The organism is Rhodococcus oxybenzonivorans, assembly GCF_003130705.1.
In the GTDB taxonomy this organism is placed as follows: domain Bacteria; phylum Actinomycetota; class Actinomycetes; order Mycobacteriales; family Mycobacteriaceae; genus Rhodococcus_F; species Rhodococcus_F oxybenzonivorans.
In genome coordinates, this window is record NZ_CP021354.1 from 307,684 (window position 1) to 331,596 (window position 23,913).

A 23,913-nucleotide genomic window follows, 5' to 3' on the forward strand; every position below is an offset into this window, starting at 1 on the left:
TCCTAATTGCTGGTGGGGCGGTCGAGTTCCCAAGCGGGTCGGCCGTCGACGAGTGTGATGACGACCTTGGGCGGGACGGGGGTGTCGTGAAACGCGGATTCGTTCGAGTCCATCTGGTAGCCCGCGGTGTTGTGGTACACCAGGAAATCGCCTGGGGCAGGTCGGTGCGGAAACTCGATCACTCGCCAGGTCAGCATGTCCGACTCCAAACAGGTCGCGGCGCCGACCGACGCGAAGAACGGGATGCGGTCCTCGGCGGGCGTCGTTGCGGACACCAGCTGAGGGTCCGGGAGGAATTCGGTGTCGAACCACTGTTCGGACAGGCTCAGGCTCGTGCCGTTGACGACGATCATTCCGGGATCGCGTTCCTTGACTCCCAGCACGGGGAACACGGTGACCCCGGCGCGGTCCAACAGGGCGCGACCCGGTTCGGCGAAGAACGAGATGCCGTGGTCCTGGCTTAACTGGGCCAGAGATTTTCGTCCCGGTGCGGGTTCGGTGAGGATGGCCCGCAAGGCGTGCGCTCCGGTGATCGCCGAGTGGTACGGGTAGTAGCTGTCGAAGCGCTTACCGGCATGAAATGCGTGGGCCGATTCGCCCATGAATCGCTGCCAGTCCTCCTGCGGGACATAGCTGATGGGGTACCCGCCGCCGAGGCTGATCGTTCCGGCAGCGAGCCCCTGCGCGCGGGCGGCACGGAGGCGTTCGACCAGTTGGCCGGCCTGATCGCGACGCTCGGGAATGCTGTACCCGGAGAGGTGGAAGCTGTACCCGAGCATCGTCACGTCAGCCGCGCGATCGAGCGCAAGCTGTTCGGCATACCGCAATTCGTCGTCGTTCATCCCGAATCGGCTGGTCTCCGGTTGCGGAAGAACACGGAAGAGGACCCGCACGCCCAGTCCGTCGGACAGATCGGCGAGTGCCCGGAGCTCGCTCGGCGAATCGATGGTGACGACGGCGTCGTGCCGCACGGCCAGAGCGAGAAGCTCGGCCGGCTTGGCGGGACCGGTGATCAACAGGTCGCTGCCCCGTACCCCCGCCGAGAGGGCTTGACGAAATTCCCCAGCGCTGGCCACATCGATACCGAAGGTGCCCGAACGTCCGGCGCGGCGGTCTGTGGTGACGAGATCGGCGACGGCATCGGCGAAGGCGTTCGCCTTGTTGGCCTTCTTCCCGAAGTAGACGGTCCCGTCCACCCCGGCATCGTCGAAGACGGCCGCGAAGCTGCGGGCGTTGTGCGAAAACTGTGCCGGGTCTAGAAGATGCACCGTCCCACCGCCGAATCCCCGCACGAGGGCGCGCAACAGCGACGGGTCCGCGGTGACGGTGTCGGTCCAGGGGGTGGTCAATGCCGGCAGTCGCACCGACCGCAGGATGCTTCGGGTCATGACCACAACTCCAACGGGCTGCCGAGGCCTTGCTCACGTGCCTTGTGTGCGAACAGGAGTCCGAGCGCGATGTCGGTGACCACGAGTCCGCTGTTGTAGGCGAACACCCGGTCCGTCGCGGAAAGGCGGGGCGCCGCCCGGCCGGCCAGAATGTCGGGCAGTTCAGCATCCACCGAACGCAGGACCCCGTCCGGGCCGGCCATGTCGGTACCGGTGGTACGCATCTGTTCGGCGTTGGTGGCCACCACGTAATCCGCGCCCGACAGGGTCGACGGCAACAGACCGTAGCCGACGAGGATGGAGAGCGCTCCAGGGGCGAGCCAGTCGGCTTCGATCCGCGCGGGCGTCGCTTCACCGGCCACCGCGAGGATCACGTCGGCCCGACGGGCGGACGCCTCCAGATCGGTACTGACCGTGACGGTGCGGTCCGGGTACTGACGAGCCAATTCTTCTCGAACCGCGGCAATTCCATCCGAATGTGTGCCGAAGAGTTCGAGGTGGGTGAACTGTGGGTGTGCGGTGAGGGCCAATGGCAGCGCGAACCGCCCCTGCGTTCCGGAACCGACGACGAGCACGGTGGACGCGCTCGGTGCCGCGCAGGCCCGGATGATCAGCCCCGATACGGCCGGTGTGCGCAGGGCGCCGATGCGTCCGCAATCCATCAGGGCGATAGGGAGTCCTGTGGCGTCGTCGTACAGCGACAGCGTGGTGTAGTAGCGCTTACTCGTACGATCCCGGTCCGGGTCGAACTTGTAGGAGGTCTTGAAAGCCACGGTGGAGCTCTGCCCGTCCCGAGCGAGCATCGAGTAGGCCACCGAATGTTTGTCGGCGGGAGCGACGGTCAGTTTCCCGGGATTCGTCGACTCTCCCGCCGCCAGCGCGCTGTACGCCTGCTCGACCGCGGCGAGCACCTCACCGGAGGACACCTCGACCTTGTCGAGATCGCTCGCCGTCAGCGTCAGGATCGGATGGGGTGCGCTCATCGGCTCGCGCTCCTGACGGAGTAGATCGGATGAACTCCCGACGGGTCGACGACGTCCTCACCGTACCCGTCCTCGAAGTCCTCGGCGGGGGGTCGATGCCGGCCCGGGACCCGCACGTTGATGCGCTTGAGCCACCGGTCCGTGCCGTCGTAGCGGGGTGTGAAGGGAACCCGCCCGTGCACTATGACGTCGTTGTCGATCATCAGCACCTCCCCGGCGTCGAGGGAGATCGTGCGGGCATGGCGTGCGAGTTCGTCGGACAGTCGGGCGTAGGCGCGCCGATACCGTTCGGGAGCCGTGCCGAGTGGCGTGTAGGCCGGATCGTAACGCAGGCACAGCCCGTCCTCACCGACCCAGAGTGTCGGCAGCGCAAGAGCATTGGCGCCGGGTACTGCCGTGGGCACGCCCGCCGCCGGGTTGGTCTCGTAGGAGGCGTCCGGAAGGATCGGCACCGTGGCGCTGGCGAGTTCGACGAACTCGGCAGGTTCGAGTTCCACTTCCCGGACCGAGGAGATGGTCGTGCCGATCCGGTCGTGATTACGCATCCCGCCGAGCAGAAGGAAGTGGCACCGGCCCGGGTGGAATGCGTCCTCGGTGTGCGGTTCGAGCAGGACGGTACTGCTCGCCCCCGTCTGTTCCGTCTCGTGTCCCGGAGACGGCACGATGTTGTTGACCAGGCGACCCTCCTGCTGGCCGGACCACCCGAAGGGGGCGCCGACGACATGCGCGAGCAGCAGCATCAGCACGTCCCACTCGGCCGTCCGGTGGGGGTCCACGTCGTTCCATCGCGCGGGGGTGGGACCGATTGCCCGATCGTCGATCTCGAACCCGGACAGCACCTGGAATCCGAGCCCGCGCGGCTCCATCGCGCACGCCTCGCGGACCTCGGCGGGCAGCGTTCTCGCGATGTCCGCTGCCTCACCGATCAGATCGGGATTGTCGACGGTGCCGTAAGCCGACACCACCGCCGCGAGAAGGTCTGCAGTGGCCGCCGCTCCGGCAACCGAGATGGCACGCGTGGTCAGTGTTGATGCTGTGGGCATGGAGTATCCAACTTTCGGTCAGACGATCGAGAACCGTCGTTGCTGAGAAGAAAGTGTTGTGTGAGTGCGAGATTCGAAAAGGCTCACGGCCGGAATCAGTGTATGGGAAGGCTAACCTCATTTTAGGCCAACCGAAACCTTCTGTGCGACAGATCACACTACTGGACGGATTAGCGTATTCCTATGTGGCAGTGTGCTTTAACGATTGATTACCTTCGGATTCGACGGGTCAGCGCAGCCGGTCGGCCGCGGCGTATGAACCGGATTCGACTACCCGTCCGTCGTCGATCACGAGTACGTCCCGACAGTATCGGGCCGCGAGTTCCAGATCGTGAGTGATCACAATCAAGCTCGTATGTCGCTCGTGCATCGTCCCGCGAAGCACATCCATAACGGACTGCGCGGTAGCGGCATCGAGCGCCGATGTCACCTCGTCGCAGATCAGGACGTCGGGTTCTGCAGCCAGTGCGCGCGCGATCGAAATGCGTTGGCGCTGACCGCCGGAAAGTTCGGAAGGGTAACGAGCGGCGAATGCCCCGGTGAGCCCCACGGTGGCGAGCAGCGCGGTGACCGTGCTGTCGAGGTGGGCCCTCCCGCGGACACCCCGACGCCGCAGGGGGCGGGCGAGGGTATGTCCCACGGTGTGAGCGGGATTGAGTGTCGACAGCGGGTTCTGCGGGATGAGCTGTATCCGGCCGCGCAGCGACCGTGGCCGGCGGGCGATCGGAAGTCGGAGCGGTGCCTCGTGAAGCCGCATCGTTCCGGTCGCGGCCGATTCGAGGCCGGCGAGCACCCGCGCCAAAGTCGTTTTCCCGGCTCCTGATTCGCCGAGAACTGCGGTCGCCTCACCCGGGTGGACCGAGAGATCCACACCCGCCAGAACAGCTCTACCGCCACGGACGAGACCGAGGCCGGATGCGGACAGCACGGCGGAACCGCGTGGAGTCTCTGCCGTCGTGGCAGTGGTGTGCACCCTGGTGGTGACGGGGACGCCCAGGTGCACGGTGTGATCCGCGAGTTCGTGCAAGATCGTGGTGTCGTGACCGGACACCGCGACTGCGACACCGGTGTCGGCGAGACGGCGCAGGACGTCGGCGACTTCGCGCCGCACACGCCCGTCCAATCCGGCGAACGGTTCGTCGACAAGGAGTACGTCGACACCTCGTATCAGGGCCCGTGCGAGCGCCACCCGCCGCTGCTGGCCGCCCGAGAGGGCGCCCGGACGGCGATGCAGAACCGAGGCGGGTAACTGCACACGCTCCAGGACGCGGGCCGGTTTGTCGGGGTCGCGGGTGGCGGCGACTTCGCGGAGCAGCGCGCCTACTCGCATGGTGGGGTTCAGGGCCGATCCGGGATCCTGTCCCACGAAAGCCAGGTGTGCCCGGCGGAGTCGGCGCAGGGGTTCGGGCTCCATCGTCAGTACGTCGTGCCCCAGTACTCGGAGGCTGCCGGACTCGCGGCGGGCTCCGGCCGGAAGGTATCCGACGATTGCCTGCAGGAGTGTTGTTTTCCCCGATCCGGATTCACCGGTGATTGCGGTGACCGTGCCGGGGCGCAGGGTGATCGACCCGCCCTGCAAGAGCGGCGCCGCCGTGCCGGCGGCGGTGATGGTCAGGTGTTCGGCGACCACTGCCGGATCCGTCATACCTGCACCCCCTGCCGGCCGGTCCGGGCGGCGGCGATGGCGAGATTGACGCTGACCGCGAGCAGCCCGATCGCGAGGCTGGGTGCGAGAACCGACCACGGGTTGAGCAGGGCCCCGGAGCTGTTCTCCCGCACCATCAGAGCCCAGTTGGAATCCCCGAGCGCCGTCGGCAACTGGAGGAACGCGGCAGTACTCACGAGGTACATCGCCTCCACGAAGCGGAGGCCGAGCTGGGTGGTCACCGTGATACGCAGGTTCGGGAGTACCTCGCGGAAGACGAGATACGCAAGGCGCTCGCCACTCGCGGCGGCGACTTCGATGTATCCCGATGCGGCGACACCACTGGCGGCGGCGGCGAAAACCCGCGCGGTGTAGGGCGTACCGACGACCACTGCGATCAGGACCAGGCCGGCGGCGCCCGAGCTCGGCCACGACAGCATCACGAGCAGGATCGCGAGGATCGGCGGAAGCAGCATCAGGGCGTCGGTGGACCGTTCGATGATTGCGCCGACCCGGGGCCGCAGAGCCGCAACGGTACCGATGACGGCCGCCAGCGCCGTGACGAGGACGGCGATCACCGCGGCGAGCACGAGCAGTCCCCACCCCCCGACGAGGAGGTGCGTCAAGACGTCCTGGCCGAGGTGATCAGTGCCCAATGGCGCCGCCGTAGACGGCTCGGCGTAGGGAATGTCGACACCGGCGTCCACCGCGTGCGGTGCGAGGAAGGGGCCGAGTACCGCCAGCGCGATGACGGCGGCAGCGGGCAGCGCGAGCAGCGCAGGACGCATCCAGGGCCGGCTCATGCGCGCCCCCGGACCGACCACGCGCGCAACAGGTCCGCGGCCAGCAGTACACAGGTGATTGCGGCACCGGTCAGTGCGACCACCGAGGCGACCAGTGCCGCGTCACGGTCGGCGACCGAACCGGACAGGACGGAGCCGATGCCGGGATAGTTGAAGATCGTTTCGACGACCAGCGCGCCCCCGAGCAGCATTCCGACGGAGGTGGCCAGGGAGGTGGCGATGGTCGGAAGCGCGATCGGCAGGATATGGCGTAGCAGTACGTGCCGGTGGGGCAGGCCGTCGAGGACGGCGGCGAGCACGTGTGGCGCCTGCGCGGCCTCGTGCAGGGCTGCACGCGTCACCCGAATGTTCCACCCGGACTGAGGGATTGCCAGTGCGATGACGGGCAGCACCAGCATGGAGGAGTCCAGGGGGCCGCCTGCCGAATCGGTGATCGTCACGGCCGGAAACCAGCCGGTTCCCAGCGAGAAGGCAAGGACGAGCAGGGTGGCGATGACGAATTCGGGAACCGCGATCACCATCGTGGTGGCCGGTGACAGGACGCGGGCGCCGGCACTGCGCGGGCGCAACGCCCACAGAGCACCACCGAGCAGCGCCGCCATGGTGGTCAGGGCCAGTGCGAGCCCCCCGAGCAGCAACGTGCTCGGGAATGTGGACGCGAGTATCTCGGTGATCGGGGTGCCACGCACCGTGGTTCCGAGGTCACCCGTGAGCAGCCCCTTGAACCAGATCAGGAATCGCACCGGCAGTGCCCGGTCGAGTCCCAGCGACTGCTCGGCAGCCGAGATCTGTTCCTCGGTGGCATCACGGCCGAGGGCTGCGCGCGCCGCGCTTCCCGGGAGGAGATCGATGGCGACGAACACGAGGACCAGGACGAGTACCAGGATCGACACCCGTTGGGCGAGCACCACCGAGACCCGCGTCCCGAAGGTGGTGAACCGACGGGCGTCGGCCGCCACGACTGTGGCGGCCGACGTGGCCGTGGTGGTGGACTCGCTCAACTCGACAGCCAGGTCTTTTCCAGTTGTACGCGTCCGTATCCGCCGAGTTGGGGCAGGCCCTGCACCTTCGAGGAGGCGACGTCGACTCCGTCGGCCATGCCCCACACCAGGTAACCGCCTCGTGCGTATTCGATCTCCTGCAGAGTGCGACTCGCCTTGGCGTAGGTGTCGTCGTCAGGAGCCGCCAGCGCCTCGAGGTAGGCGGCGTCGAACTCGGGATCGCGGAACCCGGATTCGTTCCACTTGGTGCCCGAATACATCACCTTGCTGGCGAAGAAGATGACGGAGTCGTTGGTGCCCCAGTTCGCCGTGTACAGCGGAGCCTTCAGCCAGGTTTCGTCGTAGAACACGTTGGCATCCTGCGTGACCACGTCGATCGTCACACCGATGTCCCGGGCCTGGGTGGAGAACAGCTTGGCGGAGTCGACCTCGCCTGCCGCTTCCTCCTTGGTGAAGAGGGTGTACGTCTGGCCGGTATCGAAGCCGGCCTCGCGGAGCAGCTGCTTCGCCTTCTCGATATCGCGGCTGCGCTGTTTCAGCGACCAGTCGTAGGTGGGATCGCCGGTGCCCAGCACGTCGTTGGCGACGGTGCCGTACCCGGACGTCACCTGCTTGACCATGGCGTCCCTGTCCACGGCGAGTCGAAGTGCCTCACGCACCCGGGGATCGGCGAACGGACCGTCGGACGTGCGCATGACGATGGGGATCACGACGTCGTTGGGACGGCGCACCACCGTGAGGTTGTCGCGCCCGTCGGCGGTGCGGCCCGCCACGGCTCCGACGTTGGAAGCGAGGTCGATCTGCTGAGCAATCACCGCGTTGGCCATCGCCGTGGTGCTGTCGAAGCGCGTCACCTCGATGGCCTCGAGGAGCGGGGTGCCGCCGTGCCAGTTCTCGTTGCGCACCAGGCGCGCGTTCCCGTCGCGGTACGACTCCAGCTTGAACGGTCCCGTACCCACCGGCGTGGTGAAGTCAGTGGTGTCCTTCTTCACGACGAACGTCATCAACCGCAGCAGGAGGGGAAGCTCGCGGTTCGGTGCGGCGGTGGTGATCACGACGGCCGAGGGGCCGTCGGAGACGATGTCCTCCACGGAAGCAACAGGAACCTTGGTCTCGCCGGCGATTTCTCGCAGGCGCCGCAGCGACCACACCGCGTCCTCGGAGGTCACCGGTGTTCCGTCGTGGAACGTCGCGCCCTCGGCGAGCGTGAACTTCCACTTGCGGAGATCCTCGAGCTGAGTCCATTCGGACGCCAGGCGCGGTGCCACGTTGGGGTTTTCGCCGGGGACGGTGAGTGCGTCGTATACCAGCGAGGTGATCAAGAAGTCGCTGTCATTGCTCAGCGTCTGATGGGGGTCGCGTTCGATCTTCGACGGCTGTCCCAGTGCGCCGACCCGCAACGTGCCACCCGAACTGGGATTTCCGGATCCATCCGAAGACTCGGAGGAACTACAGGCAGCAAGGGCGATCAACGCCGTCGTGCCGAGTCCGGCAGAGATGAATTGCCGACGGGAGAAAGTCACGTGTGCACACCTTCGAGTTCAACGAACACCAACAAAGCATGGAATGCATAACCTAACTTGTCGGTGCCTGTAAACAGGACGGTGTTTCCGGCGGGATGCGCCGCCGGGATCTCGCATGGGTGCAGTCGCGACTGTTTCGGGTGCGCCCCCCAGTCCGTCGACGCAACGCGATGCCTGGCTGAGCGGGAAAAATCCCGAACGGCGTTCAAGTCGCGTACGAAAACTGGACGAGTGACAAGTTATGTCGGCCCGGACATCGACTGTGAGGGAACTCACAGCCCTCGACTTCGGTCGGCGGAAACCGAGACTTCGGCATTCCGTAAACCCGGTAGCCGGTGACTCAGCGGGCGAGTACCTTCGGCTGCACCACCGGGGTGGTCAGTGTGCCCGAGGTGAGGAAGTCGTCGAGGTTGCGCAACGTGAGCGCCTCCATGGCGGCTCGGGTTTCGACGGTGCCGCTCCCGACGTGGGGAAGGAGGACGACGGTGTCGAGGGCCAGCAGCGCCTCGGGAGTGTGCGGCTCGTCGGTGAATACGTCGAGACCCGCCCCCGCCAGGCGTCGTTCGGTGAGCAACTCGACGAGTGCCTCTTCGTCCACGACCGTGCCGCGGGCAACGTTGATCAGATAGCCGTCGGGACCGAGCGCCTCGAGCGCGGCGCGGTCGACGAGCTTCTCGGTGCCCCGACCTCCGGCCGCTGCCACCACCAGTACATCGACTCCCGCGGCGAGTTTCACAACCGAATCGACATACGTGTACGCAGAGCCGGGCACCTCGTGCCGGTTGTGGTACGAGATCGAGCAACCGAATCCTTCGAGTCGGGTGGCGATCGCCGAGCCGATTCTCCCCAGCCCCACGATGCCGACGCGGGTGCCGCTCACCTTGCGGGTCAAAGGGAAGTTGCCGTCCACGGGCCACCGCCCCGCTCGCACGTAGCGGTCAGCGGCCGAGAACCCTCGAAGGGTGTCGATCAGCAGTCCGACGGCGGTGTCGGCAACGCAGTCGGTGAGCACGTCCGGAGTGTTGCTCACGCCGATGCCGCGTTCCTCGGCGAGCGCGACATCTGTTGTGTCGTAACCGACTCCGAAGTGTACGATCGCCCCGAGGCGGGGGAGGGCGGTCATCAACGTCGCATCGACTCCGGTCCGGCCGGATGTGACCACCGCAGTGACGGACTCGGCGTGCTCGCGCAGGAAATTCGACCGCCCGTCGCCCATGGGCAGGTCGAGTGCGTTGTACCGCTCCGTGAGCGTCGCCGCGAGGGAGGGCTTCAGCGGTCCGACCATCAGCACTCCGCCGAGGTGAACATCCTGCGCCGCAATCGAATTCGGAGAAGTCTCTGCCGTCGCCATTCGGTCCTCCTCGCACGAGGTGGAGCGAGTCTCCACGCATCGGGATACTCGAACGTTAAGCCGGGTCCCAATGCCTGTCCAACACGTAAATAACATGGACCGATACCGAAACGGCATGATTGACGGCCTCTCTGGCGACGGTAAGGGGGAGCGCCACCGGATATCCACCGGTCACGGGCCTGCCCGGGGGTGATCGCAGTCTCCTCGGCGGACGTCGTGTGACGGGGCTCACCTGGCCTTTTGGCGCGGCAACCTCGACTTACCGCTGTTGACGCTGTTCCGGGCCGCTTCTAGCGTGTGTCTACCGTCACAGACGGGCCCTCTTCATTCGCGGACAGTCGCGACACATCCTACGGAGGACACCATGAGCCCTGCACGTTCGTTGCAGCAGGGAACCCGTTACCGCGCCGCCATTGCAGCCACAGCCGCGATGACGGTGTCGGCGCTGGCCGCCGGCTGCTCAGTGGCCAATTCGAACCACAGCGATGCCGCCAGCCCCGACACGCTGCGCATCGTGCTCCCCCAGGAGCCGCCCACGCTCGAACCCTGCGACGCGTCCCTCACCTCGACCGGTGTCGTGGTGCGGTCGAACATCACCGAACCCCTGGTCGAGCGCAATGCCGACACGGGAGACCTCGAACCGAAACTCGCCGAGTCCTGGGAGCAGACGTCCGGGAACGTGTGGACGTTCCGCATCCGCCCCGGCGTGACGTTCAGCGACGGCAGCGTGTTCGACGCCGCGGACGCCGCCTTCTCGATCGACCGGGCCGTCAACTCCACCATCGGCTGCGATGTGGACGGGTACGTCTTCGGTGACGACCCGCTGGTGGTCGCGGCGGTCGACCCCGGAACGGTAACGGTGACGACGCCCACCGCCGATCCCATCCTTCCGCTGCGGATCTCGTTCGTGGAGATGGTGCCCACCACCACGGACGCGCAGGACAAGGTGCGGGAACCCATCGGAACGGGTCCATACCGGGTGGACTACTGGGACCACGGCCAGCGCCTGTCGCTGGTCCGGAACGACACCTACTGGGGTTCGGTGCCCGAGTATGCGCGCGCGATCTACCAGTGGCGCACCGAGGGCAGTGTGCGCGCCGCCATGGTCACCAACGACGAGGCGGAACTCGCCACCTATCTTGGCCCGGAAGACGGGGCGGGCGACCTGGGGGTCGCGTACCCCAACAACGAGACGACGGCGCTGCGGATGCAGGCGAACGAACCGCCGCTCGACGACTACCGCATCCGCGAGGCGATCGACTACTCCGTCAACCGCAGCGGCATCGTCAAGGCGCTCTTCCAAGGGCTCGGCGATCCGGCAGCGCAGCTGGTCGGCAGCAGCATCGTCGGATTCGATCCGGCTCTGCAGCCCACACCGTACGACCCCGGCCGGGCGGCCGCCCTCGTCGCCGAGGCGAAGGCCGACGGCGTCCCGGTCGACAAGGAAATTCGGTTGATCGGCCGCACCGGTCAGTTCCCGAAGATCAACGAGACCATCGAGGCCATCCAGAACGCGCTCAGCGAGGCGGGTCTCAACGTCAAGATCGAGATGATGGACACGGCCGGGCAGATGCAGTACCAGATCCGCCCGTTTCCCGACGCCGGTCCGGTGCTGCTGATGATTCAGCACGGCAACCAGGCGGGTGACGCGCAGTTCACCGTCGACCAGTACATGCGCAGTGACGGTTACCAGAGCTATTTCGGCACAAACACATACGACGCTCGGATCGACGCGGCCGAAGAGCTCGTCGGGGACGCCCGCCAGGACGCCTTCGCGGCGGTTCTCGCGGACGAACCGACAGAGCTCCGCCAGTTCGCGTACATCGCACACATGAATGCGGTGCTCGCCAAGTCACCGTCCGTCCGGTACGAGCCGAACTCGGCGACGGGAGACGAGATGCGCTTGAGCGAGATGACCCGCGCCGACACCGATGCGAGCAGTTAACCCCTCTCCCCAGCCCACCCGGAGGAATCCTGATGTCCCGATCGATACCGTCCGAAAGGCGGTGACCCGTGTTCGCATTCCTGCGTCGACGCGTGTACACCAGTCTCGTTCCACTGCTCGTCGTGCTGTTCGGTGTGTTTCTCCTCGCCCGTCTCACCGGTGATCCGACCAACCTGTACCTGCCGGTGTCGGCCACACCCGATCAGCGGGCGGAGTTCGCCGCCGAGAACGGTCTGGACAAGCCGGTCCTGAGCCAGATGCTCGACTACCTCTCCGGGGTCATCCACCTCGACTTCGGTGAGTCGCTGCGGACGGGCGAATCCGCCGCCGCCATGGCGCTCCGGGCCTTCCCCGCCACCCTCCAGCTCGCGTTCTTCACCATGCTGCTGGCGGTGATCGGTGCGGTCGTGATCGGGTGCTGGGCCGCGTACCGGCCCAACTCGCCGGCCGACCGGGTGTCGAGCCTGCTGTCGATGACCGCCGCCAGCATCCCCGACTTCTGGTTCGCCATCACCGGCGTGTGGATCTTCGCCGTGGTGCTCGGCGTGCTCCCCACATCGGGAACGGGCAGTGCCCTGTCGTGGATCCTGCCGATCGCCACGCTGCTGATCCGACCGCTCGGCGTGCTCACCCAGGTAGTGCGCGGTGCGATGGTGTCCGCGCTCTCCGCACCATACGTACGTCTTGCCCGCAGCAAAGGCGCTGGCGACCTGCGGGTGGTCACCCACCATGCGCTGCGCAACGCGGCCGCACCCGCGCTCACGGTGGCCGGCGACCTCACCGTCGGCCTGGTCAACGGCGCCGTGGTGGTCGAGGCGATCTTCGGGTGGCCCGGCATCGGCAAGCTGATGATCGACGCGATTCTGCAGCGCGACTTCGCGGTGCTGCAGGCCGCGGTCCTCGTCACCGCGGTCAGCATCTTCGTGCTCAACATCCTGATCGACGCCGGGTATGCGCTTCTCGACGCGCGTGTCCGCGAGAAGTCCAAGGTCTAGGAGGCCGCCGACATGTCCATCGACAACCCTCCCCGGGTGGACGAGCCCACCGCAGTCCCGTTGCCGAGCGAACCGGCCCCGACCGCACCCGGCAGGCGGGAGAAACCGGCGGCAGGAAAGATGCCGCTGTGGCGGCTGCTGCTGCGTGACCGGATGGCCACGGTGGCCGCGGCGATCCTCGTCATCGTGTTCCTGGTGGCCGTCTTCGGTCCCTGGCTGGTCGGCGACGCGGCCACGGACCAAAACCTCGAGAAATCCACCCTCGCGCCCTTCGACGTGACCAACGGCTGGATGAACATCCTCGGCACCGATCCGCTCGGCCGCAGCATGCTCGCCCGGCTCGTCGTCGCGTGCCGCACCACTCTTCTCGTGGCACTACCCGCGGTCGCGCTGTCCTGCGTCATCGGCTCGTTGGTCGGCATGTGGGCCGGTTACCACCGCGGATGGCGTGAGACGACGGCGATGCGAGTCGCCGACGTCATCATGAGCTTCCCCTCCCTGCTGATGGCCGTGGTGGTGTTGTACGTCTTCTCACCGAGTGCGGCGAACATCGTTCTGGTGCTGGCGATTACCCGCATTCCGATCTACCTGCGCACGGCCCGTGCCGAGTCGGCAGAACTGCAGAGCCGGTTGTTCGTCGACGCCGCAAGGACTTTCGGTGCTCGCAGCGGAGCAATCATCCGCCGGCACGTGTTCCCGATCCTCCTGCCGACTCTCCTCACCGTCGCGACCCTCGACTTCTGCTACGTGATGCTCGCCGAATCGTCACTGAGCTTCCTCGGCATCGGCATTCAGCCACCGGACATCAGCTGGGGCCTCATGGTGTCGCAGGGCCGCACGTACCTGCAGACCGCGTGGTGGCTGTCGTTCTTCCCCGGTCTGGCCATCGTGATCACGACGGTGTCAGCCACCGTACTGGCGGCGTGGGCGCGCATCGCCACCGACCCGGGCCAGCGCTGGCGCCTGACCGTGCCCCGCTCGCGCCGTTCGCGCCTTCTCCCCACCCGAAAGGTTGTCTCATGAGCGCACCCGCAGCAGCCGTCGAATCTCCCGAGGTCGCAGAGACCGACCGTGTGGCCCTCCAGGTCTCGGATCTGACCGTCGACCTGCGTACCCCCGCAGGGACCGTCCGGGCCGTCGACACGGTGTCGTTCACCGCCCGCCGTGGTGAAACGCTCGCCCTGCTGGGCGAATCCGGGTGTGGCAAATCGATGACCGCCCAGGCACTCGTCGGTCTGCTCGAGCCGATCGCGGACATCACCAGCGGTTCGGTGCGCCTCGGGGAGGTGGACCTCGTCACCGCAAACACCAAGACCCGCCGCGCCCTGGCCGCCACCGAACTCGCCATCGTCTTCCAGGACGCCCTGACCGCGCTGAACCCGGTCTACACCGTCGGTAAGCAACTGGCAGAGCCGTTTCGGCTCCACCGCGGTATGACGGCCAAACAGGCTCGCCGGGAAGCGATCGCCTTGATGCGCCGGGTGGGCATCCCCGAACCCGACTCCCGCGCCGACTCGTACCCGCACCAGTTCTCCGGGGGCATGCGCCAACGACTGCTGATCGCCATGGCCGTCGCGCTCAGCCCGTCGGTACTGCTCGCCGACGAGCCGACCACCGCGTTGGACGTCACCGTGCAGGCACAGATCATGTCCCTGCTGCGCGACCTGCGCAGCGAACACGACATGGCGGTCGTCCTCATCACCCACGACCTCGCTCTCGTCGCCGAGGAAGCCGACCGCGTCGCAATCATGTACGCCGGTAACGTGGTCGAGACCGGCCCGGTGTCCGAGGTATTCGCCCATCCGCGCCACCCGTATACCAAGGGCCTACTCGATTCGGTCCCGGTGCGCGCGGTGCGCGGAGAGGATCTGAAGTCCATCGGCGGAACCCCGCCGGACCTGCATTCCATTCCCTCGGGCTGTGTCTACCAGGCCCGGTGCCCGCTGACCCGCGATCTCTGCCGCACAACCCGGCCGCCGCTCGAGAAGGTCCGAGGAGCCGGTCGTCGATCCGCATGTCATTTCCCCGAGGAGGTAACCGGTGTCTGAGTCGATACTCGAGGTGCGGGGGCTGACCAAAACTTTCAAGGTCCCCGCCAACAAGGCAGGCAAGAACCAGCTACGCGCTCTCGACGGCATCCACCTCGACCTGGCTCGCGGTGAGACTCTCGGCCTGGTGGGCGAATCCGGTTGTGGCAAGTCCACTCTGGCCCGCACATTGATGATGCTCGAGCGCCCGGACTCCGGTTCGGTGACGTGGGACGGGGTCGACCCGTTCTCGCTGCGGGGCAAGGATCTGCTGGCCCTGCGCCGCCGCGTGCAGATGGTGTTCCAGGATCCGTACGCCTCGCTGAACTCCCGCATGTCGGCGGGCGAGATCATCGCCGAACCGTGGCGAACCCACAAGAATCTGTACAAGTCGGGTCGGGACCGCACCGCACGGGTGCGGGAACTGCTGCAGCTCGTCGGGCTGCGGGCGAGTGACGAGAACCGGTATCCGCAGGAGTTCTCCGGCGGGCAGCGTCAGCGGCTCGGAATCGCACGCGCCCTGGCACTGAACCCGAGCGTCGTCATCTGCGACGAACCGGTGTCGGCACTCGACCTCTCGGTCCAGGCTCAGGTGCTGAACCTGCTGGGCGATCTGCAGAAGCAACTCGGGATCTCGTACGTGTTCATCTCCCACGACCTGTCCGTGGTCCGGCACGTCGCCGATCGGGTGGCGGTGATGTACCTGGGGCGCATCGTGGAGACGGGTGCGACGGACGCCGTCTTCGACCGTCCCGCCCACCCGTACACGGAGGCGCTGATGTCCGCGGCGCCCAAGCTGGACGCCGCCTCGCGGAAACACCGGATCATTCTCGACGGCGAGGTGCCCTCGCCGCTGAACCCGCCGTCCGGCTGCCGGTTCCGCACTCGCTGCGCCCACGCGACCGACATCTGCGCGAGCACGATCCCTCCGAAGGCCGTGGACGCGCGAGAGGCACACCACATCGCCGAATGTCACCATCCCCGCGGTCGTGCGGAACTGGGCATGCCCCTCGCGGTCGGGTGATTTTCGCCGGCCGGGGACGACAGCTGAGGTGATGCACGATGTGCATCGATCGATGCTCAACAAGTGTTGGACACGTATCGATGGCCGCCCATACGATTCTTGTGAGCCGCGTCACCGGCGGTCTCGTGCTTCGAAAGGTAGGGAATGAGAACAGCCGACACCCCGGTCGTCACCGACATGCGTGTGGTCCCGATTGCAGGCCGAGACAGTATGTTGCTGAACCTCTCCGGCGCGCATGCCCCGTACTTCACCCGCAACCTGGTGATCCTCACCGATTCCGACGGCAACGTCGGCGTGGGAGAGGTACCCGGCGGTGAACCGATCCGGCGCACCCTCGAGGACGCCCGCTTGATCGTGACGGGTCGCAGCATCGGCGAGTACAACGCCGTCCTCGCCGACATGCGCCGGACGTTCGCGGATCGCGACGCCGCCGGACGCGGCAATCAGACCTTCGACCTGCGCGTGGCGATTCACGCCGTGACCGCGGTCGAGTCGGCCCTGTTGGATCTCCTCGGCAGGCACCTCGGTGTCCCGGTCGCGGGCCTGCTCGGTGACGGCAAGCAACGGGACCGCGTACAGGCGCTCGGCTACCTCTTCTTCATCGGCGATCGGACGGCGACCGACCTCGACTACCTGTCCGGTGAGGGCGAGTCCGACGAGTGGTTTCGTCTGCGGCACGAGGAAGCCCTGACCCCGGAGGCGATCGTCCACCTCGCCGAGGCGGCCCATGCGCGTTACGGTTTCGAGGATTTCAAGCTGAAGGGTGGGGTGCTCGCCCCGCGCGAAGAGGCGGCGGCGGTGACCGCGCTGGCCGAACGGTTCCCGTCCGCGCGCATCACGCTCGACCCCAACGGCGGCTGGTTGCTGGCAGAGGCGATCGAGACGTGCCGGGGATTGCGTGACGTCCTCGCGTACGCGGAGGATCCGGTGGGTCCCGAGGGCACCTTCTCCGGCCGTGAAGTGATGAGTGAATTCAAGCGGGCAACCGGACTGCCGACGGCCACGAACATGATCGCCACCGACTGGCGGGAGTTGGGCCACACCATCCGCTCAGGAGCCGTCGACATTCCCCTGGCCGACCCACATTTCTGGACGATGGCGGGTTCGGTTCGGGTGGCGCAACTGTGCGACGCCTGGGGGCTGACATGGGGGTCGCATTCCAACAATCACTTCGACGTCTCCCTCGCCATGTTCACCCATGTGGCAGCGGCCGCGCCCGGTGACATCACCGCCATCGACACGCACTGGATCTGGCAGGACGGTCAGCGGATCACGAAGGCGCCGTTCGCCATCGAGGACGGATACCTGACCGTGCCGACCACGCCCGGTCTCGGCGTGGAGCTCGACATGGATCGGGTGGAGGCGGCGCACGAACTCTATCTCCGTGAAGGTCTGGGCGCCCGCGACGATTCGGTGGGCATGCAGTTCCTCGTGCCGGACTGGACTTTCGACAGCAAGCGGCCCGCACTGGTACGCGGCCGGTGAAGATTGTCGTCGGCGACCGGAACCTGCTGCCACACAAGGATCTGTTCGAATCCGGCCTGCCGTCCGGGGCTTTCGTGTCCTGGCATCAGAGGTTCGACGAACCGCTGATTGTCACCGATGTGTCCGACGCCGACGTGTACGTGGGTGGCAGGTTCACCGCCGCGATGGCCGCCGCCGCACCGAAACTCCGTCTGGTGCACGTAGCAGGCGCGGGTACCGACAAGGTCGACTTCGACACCCTCCCCGCTGATACTTTGGTGGCCAACACCTTTCATCACGAAGATTCCATCGCCGAATACATCGTGTCGGCGGCGGTTCTGCTGCGACGCGGACTTCTCGATCAGGATCGTTCACTGCGCGGCGACCGATGGGCCAGCTCTGTTTACGACGACGCGATCCCGCAGCCGGCGTCGATGCACGACGCCCGCATCGGATTCGTCGGGTTCGGTCACATCGGCAGGCGGTCGTGGAACCTGCTTCGGGCATTCGGTTCGTCCGGCAGCGCCGTCACCGGCCGGGGACGTGTCGACGCCGGTGCGGAAGGACTCGTGTGGGCGGGCGACCACTCGTCGCTGCTGCGGCTGATGTTCGAGTCCGACATCGTGGTGGTGTCGGCGCCGCTGAACTCCGCGACCCGCGGGATGATCGGCACCGCGGAATTGGCCGCACTGGGAGCCGGTGGTGTGCTGATCAACGTCGCCCGCGGCCCGCTGATTCGGGAACGGGCGCTCTACGACGCTCTCGCGACGGGCGTCATCGCCTCGGCGGCGGTAGACGTCTGGTACGCCGACCCCGACCCGAACGGTCGAGGTGCCCCGGCCGCGCACCCGTTCCGGGAACTGCGCAACCTTCTCATGACACCGCATTCGTCCGGCGTCACCCGGCACACCTTCGTCGGACGAGTCCGGGATATCACCGACAACATCCGCCGGCTCGACGCCGGGCAGACCGTTCTGCGCACCGTCCGCCCCGGTTAGCGTCCGTCAATAGTTACCGCAGGTTTCGGCGATCGTCAGCGCCTTCGCGCGCCACTCGACGGCCGGTCCCTCGGTCGGGACGGTGTCCAGCCGCCTCTTCAGCTGCGGGTGCGCGTCGAGGACGCGCCCGCGACCATTGCCGACCGATCGGTCAAGAGCGTGTCTCTTGTGGGGAGCTTCTTGAAGGAGGGTAAGTGCGGCGGCGAGGTGTAGGAAGCCGGCGAAGTGTTCGCCGTGGCGCTCGTAGCGGATGGTCATGCGCCGGTAGCCGGTGAGCCAGGCGCATGGTGCGTTCGATCTTCCATCGGTACCGGCCGAGGCGATCGTTTTGCTCGATGCCGCGGCGGGCGATCCGCAGGATGATGCCTCGTTCGCGCAGCCACCGTCGGTGAATGTCGTAGTCGTAGCCCTTGTCGGCGCGAAGCTTTCCCGGCTTGCATCGGCGCGGTCCGCGCCCGAGACTTCACGCCCGGAATCGCTGCCACCAATGAAAGGGCGACGCCGGCGGTCGAGGTTCTCATTCACACGCGACGCCGTTGTCGTCGCGATCGAGCTCCGATCGATCGATAACCGGGGACATAGAGCGGCGCTGCATCAGCGGCACGCGCATCCGCGCACTTCGAGTAGTACGCACTGGTGCAGCAGCCTCCGGACCCCCGCACTCCACGATGTAACCGAGCGCGGCCCGGATGGCGCTCCACCGCGACGGCTGCTGAGTCGTCTCCCTAGACGCCGTCATCGAGGCGGCTCGGGTGAAACGGGCATATCGGGAGTGGCAGCTGAGCCTAGACTCCGAAGATGGTGCGCAACGCGAAGGCCGCACGTCAGCAGCCCACCGATCAGCGTTCGGCGTTCGACAGGTTCGTGGAGCAGATCGAAGTCCGGGTCAGCCAGGCGCCGTTCTTCGGGGTCTGCGCCGGAGTGGTCGCGCTGTGGGTCGTCAGCATTCCGCTCTGGAAGGACCTTCACGAGTGGCAGATCGCCATCCACACCGTCGGCGCCGTCTTCACGTTGCTCCTCGTGGTCCTGCTCGAGAATGCCAGCCGCCGCGCCACGGAGGCTCTGCAGGAGAAGCTGAACGTCATCGCCGAGGCGCTCGCCGCCCTGCTCGATTCCTCCGCCCAGGACAACCCCGAGCTGAAGAAGGTGGAGGAGAAGTTGCGGGAGGCTGTCGGGCTCGAAGACCGGCACTAGCCATCCGCCCCTGTGACTTGGCACACCAAGCAGGTAGGTTATGTGTAACCGCAAAAACTACTAACCAGTAGGGGTACGAAATGCCTGTTCCGTCCGCCGCCACATTCGCGCGGCTCGCCGATCTCATCGCCATCCCGGATGCGGCGGATCGTCCGACGCGTTCCGTCGTCGAGGCATTCACGGGTAAGGAACTGGCGACCGTCCCGATCGGTACCGCCCAGGATGCCGTGGACGCCATCGCTCGTGCCCGGGTCGCGCAGAAGGACTGGGCACAGCGGCCGGTCACCGAACGGGCCGCCATCTTCCACCGGTACCGCGAACTGGTGCTCGAGCACCGCGACGCCCTGATGGACATGGCGCAGGCAGAGACCGGGAAATCCCGCACGGCCGCCCAGGAGGAGATCCTCGACATCTCGATGACGGCCCGCCACTACGCGCGCGTCGCACCGAAGCTGCTCCGCCCCCGCCGCGTCTCCGGGATGCTGCCGGTGCTCACCAAGACCGTGGTGCGGTACCAGCCCAAGGGCGTCGTCGGCGTCATCTCTCCCTGGAACTACCCGATGACCCTCGCAGTGTCCGACGCCGTCGCGGCCCTCCTCGCCGGCAATGCGGTGGTGCTCAAGCCGGACAGTCAGACGCCGTACTGCGCGCTGGCCTGCGTCGACCTGCTCTACAAGGCGGGACTCCCGCGTGACCTGTTCGCCGTGGTCCCCGGGCCGGGCTCGGTCGTCGGCACGGCGCTCGTCGAGAACACCGAGTACGTGATGTTCACGGGGTCCTCGCAGACCGGGCAGCTCCTCGCCGAGCAGGCCGGTCGCCGGCTCATCGGTTTCTCCGCAGAACTCGGGGGCAAGAACCCGATGATCGTCACGGCCGGTGCCAACCTCCGCGAGGTCACCGATGCCGCCGTGCGCGCCTGCTACTCGAACTCCGGTCAGCTGTGCATCTCGATCGAGCGCATCTACGTGGAAGAATCCATCGCCCCCGAGTTCACCCGCATGTTCGGTGAGCGGGTGCGCAACATGTCACTGGGCGCCGGCTACGACTTCGGCATCGAAATGGGCAGCCTGGTGTCGGAGGCGCAGGTGAAGGCGGTGTCCAGCCACGTCGACGACGCCGTGGTCAAGGGTGCCACCGTGGTGGCCGGCGGCAAGGCGCGCCCCGATCTCGGACCGCTGTTCTACGAGCCGACCGTCCTCACCGGGGTTCCCGAGGACGCCGAATGCTACCGCGAGGAAACGTTCGGACCGCTGGTGTCGGTGTACCCGGTGGCGAATGTCGACGAGGCGATCGAACGTGCCAACGACACCGAATACGGGCTCAACGCCAGCGTGTGGGCGGGAACCAAGGCGGAGGGTGAGGCCATCGCGGCGCGCATCCACGCCGGAACGGTCAATGTCGACGAGGGCTATGCCCCCGCCTGGGGCAGCACCGGCGCGCCGATGGGTGGGATGGGAGTGTCCGGGGTCGGGCGCCGCCACGGTGCGGACGGGCTCCTCAAGTACACCGAACCTCAGACCATCGCCACCACCCGTCTTCTCAATCTCGGCGGACCGCGCGGATTGCCGCCCAAGGTGTGGGCCAAGATCATGCCACCGTTCGTGAAGGCGCTGCAGTACGTGCCGGGACGCTGACTTTCGCCCCGGGGTGGTCGTTTACCCACCCTGGGGCGCCTGTCGCCGGTGAATTCCCGGGTGGAGGCTGTGGGTGATGGTTACACCCGCGGAGGCGCCCCTCATGAATTCTCGGCCGACACCAGCCGAACACCCCTGCCCTGGCATCCAGCGTGAGAACGTGGAGTTCTCCTCCGGCGGACAGCGCTGCGTCGCCTGGCTCTATCGCCCCCCATCGCCCACCTCGGCGGCGCTTCCGTGTGTCGTGCTGGCGCACGGCTGGAGCGGCGTGCGTGAACAACGACTCGACGCGTACGCCGAGCGGTTCGCGACCGCGGGATTCGCGGTACTGGTATTCGACTACCGCTACTTCGGTGCCAGCGAAGGGGAACCCCGGCAACTCCTCGACCTCGACAGTCAGCTCGTCGACTGGGCCAGCGCTCTCGACTACGTGCGCAGCCGTCCCGAGATCGACCCCGACCGCATCGCGATCTGGGGCACCTCGCTGGCCGGCGGTCTCGTCCTGACGACGGCCGCGCGGGATCACCGGGTGGCGGCCGTGGTGTCGCAGGTGCCGTACGTCGACGGGCTGACGAACCTTCGCAGGCTCGGCATCGCGGGGTTGGCCCGCATGTCGGTGGCCTACCTGCGGGATCGGCTCGCGCAGTTACGACGTCGGCCGCCGCACATGTTCCCCGTCGTCGGGCCGCCGGGGTCGTTCGCGGCCATCACCACCCCCGATGCGGAGGCGGGATATCGCGCCATGGACCCGCCCGGTTCGACGTGGCGCAACGAAACTCCCGGACGCGTCGCGTTGCAGGCGGCGCTCTACCGGCCGACGAGGGCGGTCGCGCAGATCGGTTGTCCGGTCTTCTTCGCCATCGCCGACAACGACGTTGTCACCTTCACGCGTAGCGCTCGGAAGGCCGCGGCCAAGACCCCGGATGCCGAGGTACGCGAGTACCCGGGCGGTCACTTCGACGTCTACTTCGGTGAGCTCTTCGAGAAGGTGGTGGCCGACCAGATCGAATTCCTGATCCGCACTGTGGGCGAGGGCCGGCCGCCGACCGTCTCGGAGCTCCTCAGACCCGGCCGAACACTGCCGGCCGCTTCTCCTGGAATGCCGCAACGCCTTCCGCGAAGTCGGGCGCGGCGAGCAGCACTTCCTGTCCCGTGCGCTCGCGGGCACAGGCGCTGTCGAGTTCGGTCAGCGTGGCATCGTTGACGGCGTCTTTGGTGAGGTGGAAGGCCTGCGGCGGTCCGTCGGCGAGATGTCGGGTCAGGGCATCCACCGAGTCGGCGAACTCGTCGTCGGAATAGACGTCCGAGATCAAACCGGCGTCGAGGGCCTCCCTTGCCGGAAGACGTTCGGCCAGTAGGGCCATCCGCATGGCGCGGGCTCGGCCGATCGATGCGGCGACGAGGGCGGTGGCGCCTCCGTCCGGCATCAGACCCACCTTCGTGAACGCCAGTAGGAAGTAGCTCGATTCGGTAGCGACAACGAGATCGCAGGCCAGCGCGAGGGAGACCCCGACACCGGCTGCCGGACCGTTGACGGCGCCGATCACGGGACAGGGGAACGCCCGGACCGCGGCGACGACGCGATTGGCGGCGTCGATCGTGGCGGTGGACGGTGGGCCCGACACGTCGGGACTCGTTACCAGGTCGGCGCCCGTGCAGAACGCCCGGCCTGCCCCGGTGAGGACGGCAACCCGCACCTCGGCGTCACCCGAAAACTTGTCCAACGCGTCCGCAACGGCATCGAGTGTTTCGGTGGTGACGGCATTCATGCGGGAGGGCCGGTCGAGCGTGATGCGGAGGACGCCGTTGTCGACGGTCGTGTCCACACCGGGTAGGTCGGAAGTCATGAGGGTCCTTCGGTGTCGTGGGGGAGGAGGGACAGCGCGATTTTGCCTGCGGCCGATCGGGTTTCGAGGGCGCGCAGGGCGTCGGCAGCGTGTTCGAACGCATAGATGGTGGGTTCGGTGATCTGCAGTGCACCGGATTCGAGCAGCGGTTCCAGGGCGGCCCACTGCCGCTTCGTGTAGCCGGGATCGGTGCGCACGTACTCGGCCCACCCGGCTCCGAGGACCGAGATATTTCGGAGAAGAAGGCGATTGACCTTGACCGTGGGGATCTCGCCGCCGGTGAAACCGAGGACCATGAGTCGCCCGTTGGGGGCGAGGCTGCGCAGACTGTCGGTGAACCGGTCGCCGCCTACCGGGTCGAGGATGATGTCGACTCCGCGGCCGCCGGTGATTTCCCGGGCACGGTCTTTCCACCCGTCGAGGAGGACGACGTGGTCGGCGCGGTGGGCCTTCGCGATGCTGGCCTTCTCCTCGGTGCTGACCACGGCGATCGTCTCGAGTCCCAGAGCGGCCGCCACCTGAAGTGCGGCCACCCCGACACCCCCGGCGGCGCCATGGACCAGAACCGTTTCGCCGGCGCGGAACCGCGCGCGCTCGTCCAGGGCGAAGTGCACGGTGAGGTAGTTCAGGAGAAAACCGGCGCCGGCTTCGAGCGACACCGAGTCGGGCAACGGAAACACGGAGTGGGGTTCCACGGCCACGGTCTGCTGCCACGCGCCACCGGAGGCGAGTACCGCCACCCGCTGTCCGGCGCGAAAACCGCTGTCCTCCGGAGCTTCTCGTACCACTCCGGCGCCCTCGACACCGAGCACGCACGGAAGGTCGCGCACCACCTGGTAGCTGCCCGTGGTCTGCAAAAGGTCGGGAAAGGCCACCCCGGCGGCGTGCATATCGACGACGACGAGACCGGATCCGTCGGGTTCGTCGATCTCGGCGAGCCGGACACCGCTCGGTCCGGATTGAACAGTCAGTTGCTGGGCATACACGTGGCGATCTCCTCCGTCGGTCCCTGGACTATCCATACCAGACGCAACTTAACGTGCGCTAG

At 67.0% G+C, this 23,913-nt stretch carries 20 protein-coding genes and 2 pseudogenes; 10 read left to right on the forward strand and 12 right to left on the reverse strand.

All coding sequences use genetic code 11. The features are described from left to right. Window positions 1–2: 2 nt before the first annotated feature. From CBI38_RS01540 to CBI38_RS01575, 8 genes are all read right to left on the reverse strand, one after another. Entirely contained in the window at window positions 3–1,388 is a 1,386-nt protein-coding gene (locus CBI38_RS01540) for an alanine racemase (RefSeq protein WP_109325807.1), read from the reverse strand. Continuing rightward, window positions 1,385–2,371, reverse strand: a complete 987-nt coding sequence (locus CBI38_RS01545) for an ornithine cyclodeaminase (RefSeq protein ID WP_109325820.1) — start codon at window positions 2,369–2,371, stop codon at window positions 1,385–1,387. Before CBI38_RS01545 ends, CBI38_RS01540 begins: the two co-directional genes overlap by 4 nt. After that, the gene (locus tag CBI38_RS01550) at window positions 2,368–3,414 is read right to left on the reverse strand and encodes a TauD/TfdA family dioxygenase (protein ID WP_109325821.1); all 1,047 of its coding nucleotides are present in this window, start codon (window positions 3,412–3,414) and stop codon (window positions 2,368–2,370) included. The genes CBI38_RS01545 and CBI38_RS01550 overlap by 4 nt, the downstream gene beginning before the upstream one ends. Window positions 3,415–3,643: 229 nt before the next feature. After that, on the reverse strand, window positions 3,644–5,059 hold the full coding sequence (locus CBI38_RS01555) for an ABC transporter ATP-binding protein (RefSeq protein WP_109325822.1): 1,416 nt from the start codon (window positions 5,057–5,059) through the stop codon (window positions 3,644–3,646). Next, window positions 5,056–5,862 carry an ABC transporter permease gene (locus CBI38_RS01560; RefSeq protein WP_109334790.1) on the reverse strand — a complete coding sequence of 269 codons (807 nt, stop codon included), beginning with the start codon at window positions 5,860–5,862 and terminating at the stop codon, window positions 5,056–5,058. The genes CBI38_RS01555 and CBI38_RS01560 overlap by 4 nt, the downstream gene beginning before the upstream one ends. Continuing rightward, window positions 5,859–6,863, reverse strand: coding sequence for an ABC transporter permease (locus tag CBI38_RS01565; RefSeq protein ID WP_230990050.1), 1,005 nt, complete (start codon window positions 6,861–6,863; stop codon window positions 5,859–5,861). The genes CBI38_RS01560 and CBI38_RS01565 overlap by 4 nt, the downstream gene beginning before the upstream one ends. Continuing rightward, window positions 6,860–8,386 carry an ABC transporter substrate-binding protein gene (locus tag CBI38_RS01570; RefSeq protein WP_109325823.1) on the reverse strand — a complete coding sequence of 509 codons (1,527 nt, stop codon included), beginning with the start codon at window positions 8,384–8,386 and terminating at the stop codon, window positions 6,860–6,862. The genes CBI38_RS01565 and CBI38_RS01570 overlap by 4 nt, the downstream gene beginning before the upstream one ends. A gap of 340 nt (window positions 8,387–8,726) precedes the next feature. After that, window positions 8,727–9,737: a 2-hydroxyacid dehydrogenase gene (locus tag CBI38_RS01575; RefSeq protein WP_109325824.1), complete on the reverse strand. Its 1,011-nt coding sequence runs from the start codon at window positions 9,735–9,737 to the stop codon at window positions 8,727–8,729. A 364-nt stretch (window positions 9,738–10,101) separates the two neighbouring features. Here CBI38_RS01575 and CBI38_RS01580 point away from each other — a divergent pair, with 364 nt between their 5' ends. From CBI38_RS01580 to CBI38_RS01610, 7 genes are all read left to right on the forward strand, one after another. After that, on the forward strand, window positions 10,102–11,682 hold the full coding sequence (locus CBI38_RS01580) for an ABC transporter substrate-binding protein (protein WP_109325825.1): 1,581 nt from the start codon (window positions 10,102–10,104) through the stop codon (window positions 11,680–11,682). Window positions 11,683–11,750: 68 nt separating this feature from the next. Then, complete coding sequence (locus CBI38_RS01585) at window positions 11,751–12,677, forward strand: ABC transporter permease (RefSeq protein WP_109325826.1); 927 nt, start codon at window positions 11,751–11,753, stop codon at window positions 12,675–12,677. 12 nt (window positions 12,678–12,689) lie between these two features. Next, the gene (locus CBI38_RS01590; RefSeq protein ID WP_109325827.1) at window positions 12,690–13,700 is read left to right on the forward strand and encodes an ABC transporter permease; all 1,011 of its coding nucleotides are present in this window, start codon (window positions 12,690–12,692) and stop codon (window positions 13,698–13,700) included. After that, complete coding sequence (locus CBI38_RS01595; RefSeq protein WP_109325831.1) at window positions 13,697–14,725, forward strand: ABC transporter ATP-binding protein; 1,029 nt, start codon at window positions 13,697–13,699, stop codon at window positions 14,723–14,725. Before CBI38_RS01590 ends, CBI38_RS01595 begins: the two co-directional genes overlap by 4 nt. Further along, complete coding sequence (locus CBI38_RS01600; protein WP_109325832.1) at window positions 14,718–15,728, forward strand: ABC transporter ATP-binding protein; 1,011 nt, start codon at window positions 14,718–14,720, stop codon at window positions 15,726–15,728. The genes CBI38_RS01595 and CBI38_RS01600 overlap by 8 nt, the downstream gene beginning before the upstream one ends. A 144-nt stretch (window positions 15,729–15,872) precedes the next feature. Continuing rightward, window positions 15,873–17,213 carry a glucarate dehydratase gene (gudD, locus tag CBI38_RS01605; RefSeq protein ID WP_109325833.1) on the forward strand — a complete coding sequence of 447 codons (1,341 nt, stop codon included), beginning with the start codon at window positions 15,873–15,875 and terminating at the stop codon, window positions 17,211–17,213. Further along, window positions 17,210–18,190, forward strand: a complete 981-nt coding sequence (locus CBI38_RS01610) for a 2-hydroxyacid dehydrogenase (RefSeq protein ID WP_109325834.1) — start codon at window positions 17,210–17,212, stop codon at window positions 18,188–18,190. Before gudD ends, CBI38_RS01610 begins: the two co-directional genes overlap by 4 nt. A 6-nt stretch (window positions 18,191–18,196) precedes the next feature. Here CBI38_RS01610 and CBI38_RS38765 read toward each other — a convergent pair whose 3' ends face one another. Together CBI38_RS38765 and CBI38_RS40505 are read right to left on the reverse strand one after the other, a co-directional pair. After that, window positions 18,197–18,448: a hypothetical protein gene (locus CBI38_RS38765; protein ID WP_230990306.1), complete on the reverse strand. Its 252-nt coding sequence runs from the start codon at window positions 18,446–18,448 to the stop codon at window positions 18,197–18,199. After that, window positions 18,342–18,678: pseudogene (locus CBI38_RS40505) on the reverse strand (hypothetical protein); the annotation flags it as partial. The pseudogene CBI38_RS40505 and the gene CBI38_RS38765, both read right to left, overlap by 107 nt. A 310-nt stretch (window positions 18,679–18,988) precedes the next feature. On the opposite strand from CBI38_RS40505, the gene CBI38_RS01630 reads away from it, so the two are divergent. From CBI38_RS01630 to CBI38_RS01640, 3 genes and pseudogenes are all read left to right on the forward strand, one after another. Continuing rightward, complete coding sequence (locus CBI38_RS01630; RefSeq protein WP_109325841.1) at window positions 18,989–19,384, forward strand: low affinity iron permease family protein; 396 nt, start codon at window positions 18,989–18,991, stop codon at window positions 19,382–19,384. A gap of 80 nt (window positions 19,385–19,464) precedes the next feature. Beyond that, window positions 19,465–21,018: a succinic semialdehyde dehydrogenase gene (locus tag CBI38_RS01635; RefSeq protein ID WP_109325842.1), complete on the forward strand. Its 1,554-nt coding sequence runs from the start codon at window positions 19,465–19,467 to the stop codon at window positions 21,016–21,018. Window positions 21,019–21,121: 103 nt separating this feature from the next. Then, window positions 21,122–21,979: pseudogene (locus CBI38_RS01640) on the forward strand (alpha/beta hydrolase); the annotation flags it as partial. Between the two features lie 100 nt (window positions 21,980–22,079). Here CBI38_RS01640 and CBI38_RS01645 read toward each other — a convergent pair. Continuing rightward, the gene (locus CBI38_RS01645) at window positions 22,080–22,865 is read right to left on the reverse strand and encodes an enoyl-CoA hydratase (protein WP_109325843.1); all 786 of its coding nucleotides are present in this window, start codon (window positions 22,863–22,865) and stop codon (window positions 22,080–22,082) included. Next, window positions 22,862–23,851 (reverse strand): NADPH:quinone oxidoreductase family protein, encoded by a 990-nt coding sequence (locus CBI38_RS01650; RefSeq protein ID WP_109325844.1) that lies wholly within the window; start codon window positions 23,849–23,851, stop codon window positions 22,862–22,864. Before CBI38_RS01650 ends, CBI38_RS01645 begins: the two co-directional genes overlap by 4 nt. Window positions 23,852–23,913: the final 62 nt, after the last annotated feature.

What these genes read in the sequence shown, in the direction of transcription:
- CBI38_RS01540 (WP_109325807.1), bottom strand. Translation starts at nt 1,388, where the DNA reads ATGACCCGAAGCATCCTGCGGTCGGTGCGACTGCCGGCATTGACCACC.
- CBI38_RS01545 (WP_109325820.1), bottom strand. Translation starts at nt 2,371, where the DNA reads ATGAGCGCACCCCATCCGATCCTGACGCTGACGGCGAGCGATCTCGAC.
- CBI38_RS01550 (WP_109325821.1), bottom strand. Translation starts at nt 3,414, where the DNA reads ATGCCCACAGCATCAACACTGACCACGCGTGCCATCTCGGTTGCCGGA.
- CBI38_RS01555 (WP_109325822.1), bottom strand. Translation starts at nt 5,059, where the DNA reads ATGACGGATCCGGCAGTGGTCGCCGAACACCTGACCATCACCGCCGCC.
- CBI38_RS01560 (WP_109334790.1), bottom strand. Translation starts at nt 5,862, where the DNA reads ATGAGCCGGCCCTGGATGCGTCCTGCGCTGCTCGCGCTGCCCGCTGCC.
- CBI38_RS01575 (WP_109325824.1), bottom strand. Translation starts at nt 9,737, where the DNA reads ATGGCGACGGCAGAGACTTCTCCGAATTCGATTGCGGCGCAGGATGTT.
- CBI38_RS01580 (WP_109325825.1), top strand. Translation starts at nt 10,102, where the DNA reads ATGAGCCCTGCACGTTCGTTGCAGCAGGGAACCCGTTACCGCGCCGCC.
- CBI38_RS01590 (WP_109325827.1), top strand. Translation starts at nt 12,690, where the DNA reads ATGTCCATCGACAACCCTCCCCGGGTGGACGAGCCCACCGCAGTCCCG.
- CBI38_RS01595 (WP_109325831.1), top strand. Translation starts at nt 13,697, where the DNA reads ATGAGCGCACCCGCAGCAGCCGTCGAATCTCCCGAGGTCGCAGAGACC.
- gudD (WP_109325833.1), top strand. Translation starts at nt 15,873, where the DNA reads ATGAGAACAGCCGACACCCCGGTCGTCACCGACATGCGTGTGGTCCCG.
- CBI38_RS38765 (WP_230990306.1), bottom strand. Translation starts at nt 18,448, where the DNA reads ATGACCATCCGCTACGAGCGCCACGGCGAACACTTCGCCGGCTTCCTA.
- CBI38_RS01630 (WP_109325841.1), top strand. Translation starts at nt 18,989, where the DNA reads ATGGTGCGCAACGCGAAGGCCGCACGTCAGCAGCCCACCGATCAGCGT.
- CBI38_RS01635 (WP_109325842.1), top strand. Translation starts at nt 19,465, where the DNA reads ATGCCTGTTCCGTCCGCCGCCACATTCGCGCGGCTCGCCGATCTCATC.
- CBI38_RS01645 (WP_109325843.1), bottom strand. Translation starts at nt 22,865, where the DNA reads ATGACTTCCGACCTACCCGGTGTGGACACGACCGTCGACAACGGCGTC.